Origin of the sequence: Flavobacterium hydrophilum, assembly GCF_003202405.1 — a bacterium.
In the GTDB taxonomy this organism is placed as follows: domain Bacteria; phylum Bacteroidota; class Bacteroidia; order Flavobacteriales; family Flavobacteriaceae; genus Flavobacterium; species Flavobacterium hydrophilum.
Map to the genome: position 1 here is coordinate 772,149 of NZ_QJHL01000002.1, position 16,210 is coordinate 788,358.

A 16,210-nucleotide genomic window follows, 5' to 3' on the forward strand; every position below is an offset into this window, starting at 1 on the left:
CCATTTTAATGTTAAAATGGATTCTTTTTTTATTAGGGTATTTTTAAATTTTAAATGTGATAACGGGTCTTGCTGCATGATTTACCAAGCCTTCACTGATACTTCCATTAAAAAAATGAGCGAAACCTGTTCTTCCATGAGTGCACATTCCAATAATATCGGCGTTTATGCTGTTTGAGAAATTGATAATTCCTTTTTCTATACTGGTGTCATTATATATATGTTTCGAATAATTCGTGAGGTTAAATTCATTCACAAAATCATTCATTGCTTTTTCAATAATATGAGTCGGTTTAAAGCTATTAGGTGTGCAAATTGTAACCAAATGTATTTTTGAATCGAAGAATTCTGTGAAGTTCAGTAGTTTTTTAAAGGGTTTTTTAGATTCTTCCGTAAAATCAGAAGCGAAAACAATAGTAGATGCGTTAAAATTTGAAATGTCTTTTTTAATAACCAAAACCGGAATGTCAGAATTTCGAACAACTTTTTCAGTATTAGATCCAATTAGTAGTTCCTCAACACCAGAAGATCCGTGCGATCCCATTACAATTAAGTCAATATCATTTTCTTTGCTAACTTGTGAAATTCCATGGATAGTTTTGTCGATTTTTAAGATTTCGGTTATAGAAATGCCTTCGAGATAAGGTTTTTCAGTGATTTTATCCAGCATTTCATTGGCTTTCTTCATAAACAATATTGTTTCGGGAATACTTGCTCCACCTGTAATCGCATCATTCATTTGGCTTGGTAACTCCAGCATGTGAAGCAGGATGATTTCGGAGTTGTGTTTTTGTGCTATTTGAGCTGCGACTTTTAAGGCGTCTTCTGCATGTTCTGAGAAGTCAGTAGGGACTAGAATTCTTTTCATAATTTTTTGAAGTTAAATTATTTGAATAATCCGTTATTTAATGCTCTAATAAAGATAAGAAATATTATTAGAGCAATCTAATTATTTTGATTTATAAAAAAAACACTATATTTGCACCGTTATTTATTAAAATCTAAATAATGAGGGGACTAAGTGTCCCCTCTTTTTATAAAATTATGACATTTAAAGAAAAAGTAAACGCATTAATTGCAGAAGCCCTTTTAGAAAAGCCATCGATCTTTTTGATTGATTTGAGTATTTCTGATTCTTTTAAAATTAGTGTAGGTTTAGATGGCGATAATGGAGTAGCACTTCAGGATTGTATTGATATCAGTCGTGCAATTGAGAATAATCTGGATCGTGAAGAACAGGATTTTTCTCTTGAGGTAGCATCTGTTGGAGTAGGTTCGCCACTGAAATTTACAAGGCAATACATGAAAAATATTGGTAGAACATTGATTGTTACTACAAATAGTGAAAAAATTGAGGCAGAATTAGTAGAAGCTAACGATGTTTTTATAATTTTGTCTTGGGAAGCAAGAGAACCGAAAAAAGTAGGAAAAGGAAAAGAAACAGTTCAAAAAGAGCAACAAATACCTTATACAGAAATTAAAGAGGCAATTGTTACAGTAACATTTTAATTAAAGAATTCGCATGGAAAATTTAGCATTAATCGATTCATTCTCAGAGTTTAAAGATAATAAACTTATTGATCGTGTAACGCTTATGGCAATTTTAGAGGACGTGTTTAGAAATGCATTAAAGAAAAAATACGGTTCTGACGATAACTTCGATATTATCATTAATCCAGATAAAGGAGATATGGAGATATGGAGAAGAAGAGTAATTGTTGCTGACGAAGATCTTGATTTTGAAAATGAAGAAATTACTTTGACAGAAGCAAGAATGATTGAAGCGGATTTTGAAATTGGTGAAGAAGTTTCTGAAGAGGTTAAATTGATTGATTTAGGAAGAAGGGCTATTTTAGCATTGCGTCAAAACTTAATATCTAAAATTCACGAACACGATAATACTAATCTTTACAAACAATTTAAAGATATTATTGGTGATATTTATACTGCAGAAGTGCATCACGTACGTCCAAGAGTTGTAATTTTGGTTGATGACGAAGGAAATGAAATTGTGCTTCCAAAAGAAAAACAAATTCCATCTGACTTTTTCCGTAAAGGAGATAACGTTCGCGGAATTATTGAAAGCGTTGAATTAAAAGGAAATAAACCTCAAATCATTATGTCGAGAACTTCTGAAAAGTTTTTAGAGAAATTGTTTGAGCAGGAAATTCCTGAAGTATTCGACGGTTTGATTACGGTTAAAAATGTAGTGCGTATTCCTGGTGAAAAAGCAAAAGTTGCCGTAGATTCCTACGATGACAGAATTGATCCGGTTGGAGCATGTGTTGGTATGAAAGGATCTCGAATTCACGGAATTGTTCGTGAGTTAGGAAACGAAAATATCGACGTAATCAATTATACAAATAATATTCAATTGTTCATTACAAGAGCACTAAGTCCTGCAAAAGTTTCTTCAGTGAAAATTGATGAAGAAAATAAAAGAGCTGAAGTTTTCTTGAAATTAGAAGAGGTTTCTAAAGCAATTGGTAGAGGAGGTCATAATATTAAATTAGCAGGCCAGTTAACAGGTTACGAATTAGATGTTATTCGTGAAGGAGATGTTGCTGGTACCGTTGCAGATGAAGATGATGTTGAATTAACAGAGTTTTCAGATGAGATCGAAGAATGGGTAATAGAAGAATTTGCTAAAATAGGTTTAGATACTGCAAAAAGTATTTTGAAACAAGAAGTAGAAGATTTAGTAAGAAGAACTGATTTGGAAGAGGAAACAATTCTTGATGTTATGAAAATACTAAAAGAAGAGTTTGATAGCTAGTTGTATCTACTCTAACAACACAACGAAAAAGGTAATAATAAAAAGGTTATATGTCTGAAGAGAGAGTAATAAGAATAAACAAGGTTTTAAGGGAATTAAATATTTCGCTGGAAAGAGCTGTTGATTATCTAAAAGATAAGGGAATTGCTATTGATGCAAATCCGAATGCGAAAATTTCTGATAGCGAATTTAATATCCTACAAAGCCAATTTGCGGGCGATAAGGGGAATAAGGAAGCTTCTAAAGAGGTGGGGGAAGAGAAGAGAAAAGAGAAAGAGGCATTGCGTGTAGAACGTGAGAAAGAAATTGAAGATAAACGCAGACAAGACGAAGAGCGCCAAAAACAACAGGAAATTATAAAAGCAAAAGCTGTTGTAACCGGACCGGTTCAAGTAGGTAAAATTGATTTGAATCCGAAAAAACCTGTTGCTGTTTCTGTTCCTTCGGAGGAGCCAGCTAAAGTTAAGGCTGAAGAGCCTAAAGTTGTTGTTCAGGCAGAAGTTGAAAAACCAATTCAAAAAGAGGAGGTTAAAACTGAAGCTCCGATAGCTCAAGACAAAGTAGAAAAACCTATTATTACTGAGAAAAAAGAAGTTAAAGCTGAAGTTTCTAAAACAGCACAAGAGCCAGTTGTTGTAACTGACTCTGAAACTGCAGAAGAAACGATCACTACGCAATATCAAAAATTATCAGGAACAACTCTTACTGGTCAGACAATTGATTTATCTCAATTTAACAAACCAAAGAAAAAGAAAGAGGATCCTAAAATTATTCCAAATAAACCTGGAGCACCAGGGGCAAATAACAATGCGAATAAGAATAAGCGTAAAAGAATTGCTCCAAAACCAGGAACTCCGGGAGCGCCAAAACCTGCGACAGGTAATGCGCCAGGAACGCCAAATCCTAATAAAATTACACCAAATGCAGGTGGTGGTGGAGGCTTTAATGCTAACAGAAGCGCGAGACCTGGTTTTGTAAAAGGAAATCGTCCTGCTATTGTAGCTAAGGTTGAACCTACTGAAGAGGAAGTAAAAAACCAAATTAGAGAAACTCTTGAAAAACTTCAAGGTAAAGGCGGGAAATCAAAAGCTGCTAAATACAGAAGAGATAAAAGAGATACACACCGTCAAAAATCCGATGAAGAGCAAAGAGCACTTGATGAGGGAAGTAAAACTATTAAAGTTACTGAGTTTGTTACTGTAGGCGAAATTGCAATCATGATGGATGTGCCGATTACCAAAGTAATTGGAACTTGTATGTCTCTTGGTATCATGGTTACGATGAACCAGCGTTTAGATGCAGAAACTTTAACTATAGTAGCTGATGAATTTGGTTATGAGGTTGAGTTTATAACCGTTGACATCGAGGAGGCTATTGAAATAGTTGAAGATAAAGAAGAAGATTTAGTAGTTAGGGCGCCTATTGTTACTGTAATGGGACACGTCGATCACGGTAAAACGTCTTTACTGGATTATATTCGTAAAGAAAATGTTATCGCTGGTGAGTCCGGAGGTATTACACAGCACATTGGGGCGTACGGAGTAACTTTAGACAACGGTCAAAAAATCGCATTCTTAGATACGCCAGGACACGAAGCGTTTACTGCGATGCGTGCACGTGGAGCTCAGGTTACCGATATTGCTATTATTGTTGTTGCTGCGGATGATGATATCATGCCGCAAACAAAAGAAGCAATTTCTCATGCACAAGCAGCGGGAGTGCCAATTATATTTGCAATCAATAAAATTGATAAACCTAATGCTAATGTAGAGAAAATTAAAGAGCGTTTGGCTAGTATGAATTTACTTGTTGAAGATTGGGGTGGAAAAATTCAGTCACATGATATTTCTGCAAAAGTAGGAACAGGAGTAAAAGAATTATTGGAAAAAGTTTTATTGGAAGCTGAAATCTTAGATTTAAAATCAAACCCGAATAAGGCAGCGCAGGGAACTGTTGTCGAAGCTTTTCTGGATAAAGGAAAAGGATATGTTTCGACAATTTTGGTTCAGCACGGTACTTTAAGAGTTGGAGATTATATGTTAGCTGGAAAGCATCATGGTAAGATTAAAGCGATGCATGATGAACGTGGACATAATGTAAAAGAAGCTGGTCCTTCGACTCCTGTGTCTGTTTTAGGTCTGGATGGAGCGGCTACTGCCGGAGATAAATTCAATGTATTTGAAGACGAAAAAGAAGCGAAACAAATTGCATCTAAACGTTCTCAGTTAATGCGCGAACAATCTGTACGTACACAAAGACATATTACGCTTGATGAGATTGGACGTCGTATTGCTCTTGGTCAGTTTAAGGAATTAAATGTTATTCTTAAAGGAGATGTTGACGGATCTGTTGAAGCATTATCTGATTCGTTCTCTAAACTTTCAACCGAAGAAGTTCAAATTAATATTATACATAAAGGGGTTGGTGCAATTACAGAAACCGATGTTAACTTGGCTTCCGCTTCGGATGCTATCATTATCGGATTTAATGTGCGTCCTGCAGGAAATGCAAGGCAGCTTGCTGATAAAGAAGAAATAGATATCCGTTATTATTCAATTATCTATGCTGCCATTGATGATTTGAAAGATGCAATGGAAGGAATGTTAGCTCCTGAAATGAAAGAAGAAGTCCTTGGAACTGCTGAGATTCGAGAGATATTCAAGATTTCTAAAGTGGGTTCTATTGCTGGTTGTATGGTAACAGACGGTAAAATCTTGAGAGCTTCAAAAATTAGAGTTATCAGAGAAGGTGTTGTTGTACATACAGGAGAGCTGGTGGCATTGAAGCGTTTTAAAGATGATGTTAAAGAGGTTACTAAAGGATACGATTGTGGTATTCAGATTAAAGGATTTAACGACATCGAAGAAAGAGATGTTATCGAGGCTTACCATGAAGTAGCAATTAAAAAGAAGTTGAAATAATAGTAAAAATAAAATTAAAAGTCCCATGGAAATTGGGACTTTTTTTGTTTCTAATGCGTTGTAAATACTGCTAGAGGAGTGTTTTTTTAGGGGTTTAATGCCTGAGATTGTAAATTAAAAAGGAGTTTGTTTTAGGTGTTGTAAATTGACTTTTTTTTCTGAAATCAAAAACAATGGGTAAATTCCCTTTTTTATTAAGGATGGGTTTTATTTACTTGGTTTAACAAGAAAGACGCTTGTATATTTCTTTTTAATTTCTGCTAAATTTCTTTCGGCTTCAATTCTGGTTTTGAAATTTCCAACTAAAACTTTGTAATTTGGAGTATTAAAAATTATTGTACCATCTATCGGGTTAAATTCTTTTTTAAAACTAGATAATGTTTTTTTTGCCTCTTCGCTTTTGCCGCTAAAAATTTGAATTCTGTAAGTTTCGTTGGTACTAATTGACGTGTTAATTTTACGTTTATCATTCAATATTTGCTCAAATTTAGGGTCTTGATTTAAGGTAATATTTTGGTCTTGAGCATTAATATTACATGTTAAGGCAAACATAGATAATGATAGTAAAATCTGTTTTGAAGGGGTTAAAATTCTCATAATGTGATGGTTTTTATACAAAAGTAGTGTTTAAAGTTTATATGTGAAATGTTCTTATTATTTAGAATTGATATAAATTGATATTTAAGACTATTTTAAGGTTTTGAGAATAGCACTTAAATTGTATTTTTGTGCAAGTTTTAAAAGAGGGTATACGGTTTTATCTTGTTTAATCAAGAAAAAATCATACCAAAAATTAGTAGATAATTATTATACTATATGAAAAAGGTGGGTAACCATAATTCGATCTCAAGAAAATTGATGCTTAGCTTATCGCTAACGCTGATTTTCTCCCTAACTTCATTTGCTCAAGATCCTGCTGCTGCTCCGGCAGCTACAGAAGCTGCTGCTGCTCCGGCTGCAACTGGTGGAGGTGATCCGGTAAAAGGGAAGGAGCTTTTTAATGCAAATTGCGCTGCATGTCACAAATTAGATGCTAAATCAACTGGTCCTGCTTTAAGGGGAGTTGCTTCTAAGCATGATATGGCTTGGATTTACAAGTGGGTGCATAACAGTTCTGATATGATTAAATCAGGTGATGCTGTTGCAGTTAAACTTTTTGAAGAAAACAATAAGTCTGTAATGACTTCTTTTCCTCAATTATCTGAAGGCGATATTGATAATATTATCGCTTATACTTCAGAAGTAAAAGCTGAGGCGCCTAAGGATACTCAAAGCTTGCCCTCAGGTCCTCAGTCTGAAGGAAGTGGTATATCAAATAATATTATTTTAGGAGCTCTTGCTCTTGTCATGGCTATTTTGGTTGTGATGTTATTCATGGTAAACAAGGTTTTAACTAAAGTAGCAAATAAAAACGGTATTGAGGTTGCTCCAAAAGAAGCTAGAACTCCAATTTGGAAAGCTTTTGTTAAAAATCAATTCTTGGTTTTGGTGACTTCTATTTTCTTGCTTTTGGCAAGTGGTTATTTTGTGTATGGTTATTTGATGCAAGTAGGTGTGGATCAAAATTATGAGCCAATTCAGCCGATTCACTATTCTCACAAAATTCACGCCGGTGATAATGAGATCAACTGTAAATATTGCCACTCCGCTGCACGTGTAAGTAAAACGGCTGGTATTCCTTCTTTAAATGTTTGTATGAACTGTCATAAAAACATTTCAGAAGTTGCTGAGACTACTGCTACAGCTGAGTACAGTAAAGCATTTTACGATGCGCAGATTCAAAAATTATATGATGCTGTTGGATGGGATAAGACTAAACAAGCTTATACAGGAAAGACACAGCCTGTAAAATGGGTTCGTATTCACAACTTGCCTGATTTCGTTTACTTCAATCACTCTCAACACGTTTCTGTTGCGGGAATTGAATGTCAAACTTGTCACGGTCCGGTGCAAGAGTTTGAAATCATGAAGCAATATTCTAAATTAACAATGGGATGGTGTGTTGATTGCCATAGAAAAACCGATGTTAAGATGGAAGGGAATGCTTACTATGATAAAATTCATGCTGAACTTTCTAAGAAATACGGTGTAGAGAAATTAACTGCAGCGCAAATGGGAGGTTTAGAATGCGGTAAATGCCACTATTAATCGAATTATTAAGATTTTAATATTTATATACAATGTCATCAAACAAAAAATACTGGAAAAGTGTTGAGGAGCTAGAAAACAGCTCTATTGTTGAGGCGCTTAGAAATAACGAATTCGTTGAAGAAATTCCAACTGATGAGTTTTTAGGTAATGCTGATGCTTTATCTACATCTGGAACTTCACGTCGTGACTTTTTAAAGTACGTAGGGTTTAGTACTGCAGCTGTTACTTTAGCTGCTTGCGAAGGTCCTGTTCACAAGTCTATCCCTTATGTGTTACAACCAGAACAGATCATTCCTGGCGTTGCAGATTATTATGCAACTACAGTATTTGATGGTTTTGATTTTGCTAATCTTTTGGTTAAAACTCGTGAGGGTCGTCCAATTAAAATTGAAAACAATACAATTGCTGGAGCTAAATTTTCTGCGAATGCTAGAATTCATGCCTCTATTTTAGGATTGTATGATAGCAGTCGTCTGAAAGAGCCTAAGATTGATGGGAAAGATAGCAGCTGGTCGGCTGTTGATTTGAAAATCAAATCAAGTTTAGCAGATGCAAAAGTAAAAGGAGGTCAGGTAGTGTTGTTAACCAATACTTTGGCCAGCCCTTCTACAGAAAAATTAATTGCGGAGTTTATTGCTAAAAATCCAAATGCTAAGCATGTTGTTTATGATGCAGTTTCTTCTTCTGAGGCTTTAGATGCTTTTCAAGCTGTTTACGGTCAAAGAGCTTTAGTTGATTATGATTTTTCAAAATCTAATTTAATTGTATCTGTTGGGGCTGATTTTTTAGGAGACTGGCAAGGTGGTGGATATGATTCTGGATATGCAAAAGGGCGTATTCCTCAAAACGGGAAAATGTCTCGTCACTTCCAGTTTGAATCAAATATGACATTATCTGGGGCAGCTGCTGATAAGCGTGTTCCAATGACTACAGCTGTTCAAAAACAAGCTTTAGTTCAAATTTATAATATTATAACAGGTACTTCTGTTCCTGTAGCTTTAGATGCAAATGTTAAAGCTGAAGTGGTAAAAGCTGCACAACAGCTTAAAGCTGCTGGATCAAAAGGAGTTTTAGTATCTGGAATTGAAGATAAAAATGCTCAATTATTAGTTTTGGCAATTAATCAAGTATTAGCTAGTGAAGCTTTTACTACTGCTGGAGCAAGACAAATTAGAAAAGGTTCTAATGCTGTCGTTTCTCAGTTAATTAAAGATTTGAACGCAGGAAGTGTTCATACTTTAATTATGAGTGGAGTTAATCCTGTTTACACTTTAGCTGATTCTGCTGCTTTTGTTTCAGGATTGAAAAAAGTTAAAACATCTGTTGCTTTTTCATTAAAAGAAGATGAAACTGCTTCAATTGTTACTGTTGCTGCTCCGACTCCTCATTATTTAGAATCTTGGGGTGATGTAGAAATAACAAGCGGAACTTATAGCTTAACGCAACCTACGATTCGCCCTATCTTTAATACAAAACAATTTCAGGATGTTTTATTGTCATTAAATGGTGCTGGCGGTACTTTTTACGATTATTTAAAAGTTAACTCTTTAGCATTTACTGCAGGATCTTCTTGGAATAAAGTATTGCACGATGGTGTTTCAGTACTTGGATCTGCTCCATTGTCTGGAGGGGCTATTGATGCTGCTACTGCTGCAAATACACTTGCAAAATCTAAATCTGCAGGAGATTTCGAATTAGTATTATATACTAAAACTGGATTGGGAGATGGACAACATGCGAACAACCCTTGGTTACAAGAGTTTCCAGATCCAATTACAAGAGTTTCTTGGGATAACTATATTACAGTTTCAAATTCAGATGCTAAGAAAATCGGTTTGTCTAATGAAATAGTTGCTAATGGTGGTTTAAATGGTAGTTATGCTACTATTACTACTGCTGATGGATTGAAATTGGAGAATGTTCCGGTTATCGTTCAGCCTGGTCAAGCGGTTGGGACTATTGGTTTAGCTCTTGGTTATGGACGTAAGGCTTCTCTAAAAGAAGAAATGCAGGTAGGTTTAAATGCTTACACTTTATATAAAGGTTTCAATGGCGTTCAATCTGTATCTATTGCTAAAGCTGGAGGAGAACATGAGTTTGCTTGTGTTCAAGGTCAGAAAACGTTAATGGGTAGAGGAGATATCATTAAAGAAACTTCTTTAGAAATATTTAATAGTAAAGATGCTGAACATTGGAATGAAAAACCAATGGTATCTTTAGATCACCAAGAAGTTGAAGCTACAACTGTAGATTTATGGGAATCATTTGATCGTTCAACGGGTCACCACTTCAACCTTTCAATCGACTTAAATGCTTGTACAGGATGTGGTGCTTGCGTTATCGCTTGTCACGCAGAAAATAACGTTCCCGTTGTTGGTAAAGCAGAGGTAAGAAGAAGCCGTGATATGCACTGGTTACGTATCGACAGATATTATTCTTCTGAAAGCACTTTTGAAGGTGATAATGAAAGAAAAGAAGGAATTGCAGGTTTGTCTAGTTCATTATCTACATTTAATGAAATGGAAAAACCAGGCGATAATCCACAAGTAGCTTTCCAACCGGTAATGTGTCAGCACTGTAATCACGCACCTTGTGAAACAGTTTGTCCTGTTGCTGCTACATCTCACGGTCGTCAAGGTCAAAACCATATGGCGTATAACAGATGTGTTGGTACTCGTTACTGTGCAAACAACTGTCCTTATAAAGTTCGTCGTTTCAACTGGTTCTTGTATAACAAAAACAGTGAATTCGATTATCATATGAATGACGATTTAGGTCGTATGGTGTTAAATCCAGACGTAAATGTTCGTTCTCGTGGAGTTATGGAAAAATGTTCTTTCTGTATACAGAGTACACAGGCTGTAATCCTTGAGGCAAAACGTCAGGGTAGAGAAGTAGCAAAAGATGAGTTCAATAATGCTTGTGCTTGTTCTGCCGCTTGTTCATCTGGAGCTATGGTTTTTGGAGATGTTAATGATAAGGAAAGTGAAGTTGCTAAACTTGCTGAAAGCGAAAGAGCTTATCACTTATTAGAGCATGTTGGTACAAAACCGAATGTTTTCTATCATGTAAAAGTTAGAAATACTTAGTAAAATTATTAATTAGAAACAATATAAAGGATTATGTCGTCTCATTACGAAGCACCCATTAGAAAACCTTTAGTTATAGGTGATAAAACTTATCATGATGTAACTGTAGATGTGGCAGCGCCTGTTGAAGGACCTGCAAATAAGCAATGGTGGATTGTATTTACAATCGCATTAGTAGCCTTCCTTTGGGGGTTAGGTTGTATAATTTACACCGTATCTACCGGTATCGGAACATGGGGATTAAATAAAACAGTTGGTTGGGCTTGGGATATCACTAACTTCGTTTGGTGGGTTGGTATTGGTCACGCCGGAACATTAATTTCTGCAGTATTATTACTTTTCCGTCAACGTTGGAGAATGGCTATTAACCGTTCTGCGGAAGCTATGACCATTTTCTCTGTAGTACAAGCAGGTTTATTTCCAATTATTCACATGGGACGTCCATGGTTAGCATACTGGGTATTACCTATACCAAACCAATTTGGATCTTTATGGGTGAACTTTAACTCACCATTACTTTGGGACGTATTTGCGATTTCAACTTATCTTTCAGTATCATTGGTTTTCTGGTGGACTGGTTTGTTGCCTGACTTTGCAATGCTTCGTGATAGAGCTATAACTCCATTTAACAAAAGAGTTTATTCTATCTTAAGTTTTGGATGGAGCGGTAGAGCAAAAGATTGGCAGCGTTTTGAGGAAGTATCTTTGGTACTTGCTGGTTTAGCTACTCCTCTTGTACTTTCTGTACACACAATTGTATCTATGGACTTTGCAACTTCTGTAATTCCTGGATGGCATACAACAATCTTTCCTCCATACTTCGTTGCTGGAGCAGTTTTCTCCGGATTCGCAATGGTAAATACATTGTTGATTGTTATGAGAAAAGTTTCTAACCTTGAAGCATACATCACATTACAGCATATCGAATTAATGAATATCATTATCATGATTACGGGTTCTATTGTAGGTGTAGCTTACATCACTGAGTTATTCGTAGCTTGGTATTCAGGTGTAGAGTATGAGCAATATGCATTTTTGAACAGAGCTACCGGACCTTACTGGTGGGCATATTGGGCAATGATGACTTGTAACGTTTTCTCTCCACAGTTTATGTGGTTTAAAAAACTAAGAACAAGTATCATGTTTTCATTTGTAATTTCGATCGTAGTAAACATCGGAATGTGGTTTGAAAGATTCGTAATTATTGTTACTTCTTTACATAGAGATTATCTTCCATCTTCTTGGACAATGTTCTCACCAACATTTGTTGATATTGGAATTTTCATTGGAACAATTGGTTTCTTCTTTGTGTTGTTTTTATTATACTCAAGAACTTTCCCTGTAATTGCTCAGGCAGAGGTAAAAACAATTTTGAAAGGAACAGGAGATAATTACATTAGAGAAAGAGCAGCACATAAAGATTCACACCATGAGTAATAAAGTAATATACGCCATTTATAATGACGATGATATTTTGATGGATGCAGTAAAGAAAACAAGAGCTGCTCATCATCATATTGAAGAAGTTTTTACTCCATTTCCGGTTCACGGATTGGATAAAGCGATGGGTTTACCACCAACAAGATTAGCTATTTGTGCTTTCCTATACGGATGTGTTGGTATTTCTGTTGCTACATTTATGATGAGTTATATCATGATTCATGACTGGCCACAAGATATTGGTGGTAAACCAAGTTTTAGTTTCATACAAAACATGCCGTCATTTGTGCCAATTATGTTTGAAATGACTGTATTTTTTGCTGCTCACTTAATGGTAATTACTTTTTATATGAGAAGTAGATTATGGCCGTTTAAAGAAGCTGAAAATCCAGATGTAAGAACAACTGATGACCATTTTTTAATGGAAGTAGCGGTGAATGATAACGAAGCAGAACTGGTTTCTTTCTTTGAAGGGACTGGAGCTGTAGAAGTTAAAGTAATAGAAAAGAATTAATTGTAGCTATGAAAAGGATATATAAAATAACACTTTTGGTTGGTTTAACTATTTTAGTTTCATCTTGCCACAATAATTCGGCACCAAACTATCAGTACTTTCCTAATATGTATGAATCTGTTGCTTACGAGCCTTACACAGAATCAAAAATATTTAAAGGAGGAAAAGAAGGACAGCTTCCTGTAGATGGGACTATTAATAGAGGTTTTGAACCTTATGAATATGAAAATTCAACAGCAGGGTATGAATTGGCAAAAGCTAATTTAAAATCTCCTTTGACTGAAGAAGAAAAAAAATCTGACAAAGGAAAAGAGCTTTTTGAAATTTATTGTATCAGTTGTCATGGGGCGACTGGAAATGGAAAAGGTAAATTGGTTGAAAGAGAAAAATTTCTTGGAGTACCTAGCTACAAAGACAGAGTTATCACTGAAGGAAGTATTTTTCACGTTGAGACTTATGGTTTAAATGCAATGGGTTCACATGCAAATCAATTAAGTGCCCACGAACGTTGGTTAGTTGCTGACTATGTTCTAAAACTAAAAAGCCAATTATAATTGTTGAACAAACTGATCGTAATAGATATGTACACATTTTCAAGTAAATTAAAAACTTTTTCTATCATTCTAATGGCCGTTGGTATATTAGGGATTGGATATGGTTTTTTAAACGCTCCTAAAAATATTGAAGAGGTAGAAACTCTTCTTAAAAAAGAAGCATCAGAGCACGGTGGTGGTCATCATGAAGCTGCTGCGGCACATCATGAAGAAAAAGCCGAAGCTACTCATGAAGAAAACGATGAAAAAGTTGCTCACCATGAAGAAGCTAAAGGAGCACATGTAGTGGTTGCTGTAAATAATGACTCTGTTGTTGCAAACGGAGATACAGTTCATGAAGTAAAAACTGAAGTAACTCACGAAACAGTAGTTGCTAATCATGAAGTAAAAGCGGAAAAGCACGAAGAAGTTTCACATGGACATGATCCTAAAGCTCATGCTGAACATGTTTTACACCAATTGCAAAACAAACCTTGGTCTGCTTTGTATGTTGCTTGTATTTTCTTCTTACTGCTTTCTATGGGAGTTTTAGCATTTTATGCTATTCAACAAGTAGCTCAGGCTGGTTGGTCTCCTGTATTATTTAGAGTTATGCAGGGAATCACAGCTTATTTACCAGCTGGTTCTATTATTTTCTTTATTATTTTAGTTCTTTGCGGTTTACATTTTAATCATATTTTTGTTTGGTTAGGTGAAAATGTTACTAAAGTTGGACATGAAGATTATGATGCAATTATTGCAGGTAAATCTGGATATTTGAACTTCCCTTTTTGGATTGCAAGAGCATTTATCTTTTTATTAGGTTGGAACTTATACCGTATTTATTCTAGAAAAAACTGCCTGGCTCAAGATGAAGCTAATGATGATCTATATTACAAAAAGAACTTTAAGTTATCTGCTGGTTTCTTAGTATTCTTCATCGTTTCTGAGTCTATTATGTCTTGGGACTGGATTATGTCTTTTGACCCACACTGGTTTAGTACATTATTCGGATGGTATGTGTTTGCCTCTTTCTTTGTAAGTGGTATTACAACAATTGCATTAGTTACAGTTTATTTAAAATCTAAAGGATATTTAGAGTATGTAAATACAAGTCACATTCATGACTTAGCTAAATTTATGTTTGGTATTAGTATTTTCTGGACTTATTTATGGTTCTCTCAATTTATGTTGATATGGTATGCGAATATTCCTGAAGAGGTTACATATTTTATAACAAGAATTCAATTATATAATCTTCCTTTCTTTGGAGCTGTAGTTATGAATTTTGTTTTTCCTGTATTAATTTTAGTTAATACTGATTTCAAACGTCTAAACTGGGTTATTGTAATGGCTGGTATTGTGATCTTATTAGGACATTATGTTGACTTCTTTAATATGATTATGCCTGGTACTGTGGGTGACAGATGGTTTATTGGAGTTTCTGAAATTGCATCTATTCTTTTCTTCTTAGGCTTATTTATTTTCGTAGTGTTTACTGCTTTGAGTAAATCTCCTTTGTTAGCAAAAAGAAATCCTTTCATAGAAGAAAGTAAACATTTTCATTATTAATATTTAAAGAAATAAACAGATGACAAGTTTGTTGGTAATTATAGTTGTAGTTTTATTAGCGGTTGCATTATGGCAATTGACCAAGATATTTGATCTTACTCAGGTAGGAACTTCTTCGGACGATTCTCAGGTTGCATCAGATAATGATAATAATATTCAAGGATATGTTATGTTTGGCTTTTTAGCTTTCATATATATATTTACAATTTACGGTTTACTAAAATGGGGTGGTTTAGCACTTCATACACCGGCTTCTGAGCATGGACTTTTGGTAGATAGTCTGATGAATATTACTTGGGTTTTAATTTTTGTAGTTCAATTTATAACTCAGGGTTTATTGTACTGGTTTTCTTTTAAAAATAGAGGAAACAAAGACAGAAAAGCATTATTCTTTGCTGATAGTAATAAATTAGAAGCAATCTGGAGTATTATTCCATCTGTTGTTTTAGCTGTTTTGATTCTTTATGGATTGTATGCCTGGAATAATATTATGTTTGTTGACAAAGACGAAGATGTAATAGAAATTGAATTATACGCTCAACAATTTAAGTGGACTGCAAGATATGCTGGACAAGATAATGTTTTAGGAAAAGCAAATGTTCGTTTAATTGAAGGTGTTAATACTTTAGGAGTAGATATGTCTGATCCTAATGCTCAGGATGATATAGTTGTTAGTGAATTGCATATTCCAAAAGGAAAAAAAGTGCATTTTAAAATGCGTTCTCAGGATGTACTACATTCAGCTTATTTTCCTCACTTTAGAGCTCAGATGAACTGTGTTCCTGGTATGGTTACAGAATTTGCTTTTGTTCCGACTTACACAACAGCTGAATATAGAGAGTTGTCTTTTATGGTTGAGAAAGTTGCAAATATCAATAAACTTAGATCAGAAAAAAGTGTAGAGTTAGTCGCCAAAGGCGGAACTGCCTTAGATCCTTATACATTTGATTATTTATTATTATGTAATAAAATTTGTGGAGCTTCTCACTACAATATGCAGATGAAAGTTGTTGTTGACACTCCGGAAGATTATAAAAAATGGTTAAGTGAGAAAACAACTTTAGCCCAGGATATTAAAGCTGCGGCAGCTGCTGAGAAACCAACAGAAGGAGCTGAATCTACTACAGATACAACTGTAAAAGTAAAAGATACTGTAAAAGCGGTTATTGATACTGTTAAAGCAGCTGTAGCAAAAGTTGCGGTTAAATAATATT

The 16,210-nt window shown here is 34.9% G+C and carries 12 protein-coding genes; 10 read left to right on the forward strand and 2 right to left on the reverse strand.

What is annotated here, in order from left to right; all coding sequences use genetic code 11:
- Window positions 1–43: 43 nt before the first annotated feature.
- The gene (locus DMB68_RS12480) at window positions 44–868 is read right to left on the reverse strand and encodes a universal stress protein (RefSeq protein WP_110346980.1); all 825 of its coding nucleotides are present in this window, start codon (window positions 866–868) and stop codon (window positions 44–46) included.
- Window positions 869–1,044: 176 nt separating this feature from the next.
- On the opposite strand from DMB68_RS12480, the gene rimP reads away from it, so the two are divergent.
- The 3 genes from rimP to infB are packed head-to-tail and all read left to right on the forward strand — an operon-like array spanning window position 1,045 to window position 5,697.
- Complete coding sequence (gene rimP, locus DMB68_RS12485; RefSeq protein WP_165830132.1) at window positions 1,045–1,509, forward strand: ribosome assembly cofactor RimP; 465 nt, start codon at window positions 1,045–1,047, stop codon at window positions 1,507–1,509.
- 13 nt (window positions 1,510–1,522) lie between these two features.
- The gene (nusA, locus tag DMB68_RS12490) at window positions 1,523–2,776 is read left to right on the forward strand and encodes a transcription termination factor NusA (protein WP_110308204.1); all 1,254 of its coding nucleotides are present in this window, start codon (window positions 1,523–1,525) and stop codon (window positions 2,774–2,776) included.
- Between the two features lie 50 nt (window positions 2,777–2,826).
- Complete coding sequence (gene infB / locus DMB68_RS12495) at window positions 2,827–5,697, forward strand: translation initiation factor IF-2 (RefSeq protein ID WP_110346982.1); 2,871 nt, start codon at window positions 2,827–2,829, stop codon at window positions 5,695–5,697.
- Window positions 5,698–5,904: 207 nt separating this feature from the next.
- Here the strand turns inward: infB and DMB68_RS12500 are convergent, their stop codons facing one another.
- The gene (locus DMB68_RS12500; protein ID WP_110346983.1) at window positions 5,905–6,294 is read right to left on the reverse strand and encodes an SPOR domain-containing protein; all 390 of its coding nucleotides are present in this window, start codon (window positions 6,292–6,294) and stop codon (window positions 5,905–5,907) included.
- Between the two features lie 219 nt (window positions 6,295–6,513).
- Between DMB68_RS12500 and DMB68_RS12505 the strand changes: the two genes are divergently transcribed.
- From DMB68_RS12505 to DMB68_RS12535, 7 genes are read left to right on the forward strand one after another with little or no spacing between them, the layout of a single operon-like run.
- Window positions 6,514–7,845, forward strand: a complete 1,332-nt coding sequence (locus DMB68_RS12505) for a c-type cytochrome (RefSeq protein ID WP_110346984.1) — start codon at window positions 6,514–6,516, stop codon at window positions 7,843–7,845.
- 32 nt (window positions 7,846–7,877) lie between these two features.
- Window positions 7,878–10,937, forward strand: coding sequence for a TAT-variant-translocated molybdopterin oxidoreductase (locus tag DMB68_RS12510; protein ID WP_110346985.1), 3,060 nt, complete (start codon window positions 7,878–7,880; stop codon window positions 10,935–10,937).
- A gap of 33 nt (window positions 10,938–10,970) precedes the next feature.
- Window positions 10,971–12,374, forward strand: a complete 1,404-nt coding sequence (nrfD, locus tag DMB68_RS12515; RefSeq protein ID WP_110346986.1) for an NrfD/PsrC family molybdoenzyme membrane anchor subunit — start codon at window positions 10,971–10,973, stop codon at window positions 12,372–12,374.
- Window positions 12,367–12,891 (forward strand): DUF3341 domain-containing protein, encoded by a 525-nt coding sequence (locus tag DMB68_RS12520; protein ID WP_110346987.1) that lies wholly within the window; start codon window positions 12,367–12,369, stop codon window positions 12,889–12,891. The genes nrfD and DMB68_RS12520 overlap by 8 nt, the downstream gene beginning before the upstream one ends.
- A gap of 8 nt (window positions 12,892–12,899) precedes the next feature.
- A complete protein-coding gene (locus DMB68_RS12525) occupies window positions 12,900–13,445 on the forward strand; it encodes a c-type cytochrome (protein ID WP_110346988.1) in 546 nt (181 codons plus the stop codon).
- A 27-nt stretch (window positions 13,446–13,472) separates the two neighbouring features.
- Window positions 13,473–14,996 carry a quinol:cytochrome C oxidoreductase gene (locus tag DMB68_RS12530; RefSeq protein WP_110346989.1) on the forward strand — a complete coding sequence of 508 codons (1,524 nt, stop codon included), beginning with the start codon at window positions 13,473–13,475 and terminating at the stop codon, window positions 14,994–14,996.
- Window positions 14,997–15,015: 19 nt separating this feature from the next.
- On the forward strand, window positions 15,016–16,206 hold the full coding sequence (locus DMB68_RS12535; protein WP_110346990.1) for a cytochrome c oxidase subunit II: 1,191 nt from the start codon (window positions 15,016–15,018) through the stop codon (window positions 16,204–16,206).
- Window positions 16,207–16,210 lie beyond the last annotated feature (4 nt).

Excerpts from the sequence above, each read along its gene's own strand:
- DMB68_RS12480 (WP_110346980.1), bottom strand. The coding sequence starts at position 868 with ATGAAAAGAATTCTAGTCCCTACTGACTTCTCAGAACATGCAGAAGAC.
- rimP (WP_165830132.1), top strand. The coding sequence starts at position 1,045 with ATGACATTTAAAGAAAAAGTAAACGCATTAATTGCAGAAGCCCTTTTA.
- nusA (WP_110308204.1), top strand. The coding sequence starts at position 1,523 with ATGGAAAATTTAGCATTAATCGATTCATTCTCAGAGTTTAAAGATAAT.
- infB (WP_110346982.1), top strand. The coding sequence starts at position 2,827 with ATGTCTGAAGAGAGAGTAATAAGAATAAACAAGGTTTTAAGGGAATTA.
- DMB68_RS12500 (WP_110346983.1), bottom strand. The coding sequence starts at position 6,294 with ATGAGAATTTTAACCCCTTCAAAACAGATTTTACTATCATTATCTATG.
- DMB68_RS12505 (WP_110346984.1), top strand. The coding sequence starts at position 6,514 with ATGAAAAAGGTGGGTAACCATAATTCGATCTCAAGAAAATTGATGCTT.
- DMB68_RS12510 (WP_110346985.1), top strand. The coding sequence starts at position 7,878 with ATGTCATCAAACAAAAAATACTGGAAAAGTGTTGAGGAGCTAGAAAAC.
- nrfD (WP_110346986.1), top strand. The coding sequence starts at position 10,971 with ATGTCGTCTCATTACGAAGCACCCATTAGAAAACCTTTAGTTATAGGT.
- DMB68_RS12520 (WP_110346987.1), top strand. The coding sequence starts at position 12,367 with ATGAGTAATAAAGTAATATACGCCATTTATAATGACGATGATATTTTG.
- DMB68_RS12525 (WP_110346988.1), top strand. The coding sequence starts at position 12,900 with ATGAAAAGGATATATAAAATAACACTTTTGGTTGGTTTAACTATTTTA.
- DMB68_RS12530 (WP_110346989.1), top strand. The coding sequence starts at position 13,473 with ATGTACACATTTTCAAGTAAATTAAAAACTTTTTCTATCATTCTAATG.
- DMB68_RS12535 (WP_110346990.1), top strand. The coding sequence starts at position 15,016 with ATGACAAGTTTGTTGGTAATTATAGTTGTAGTTTTATTAGCGGTTGCA.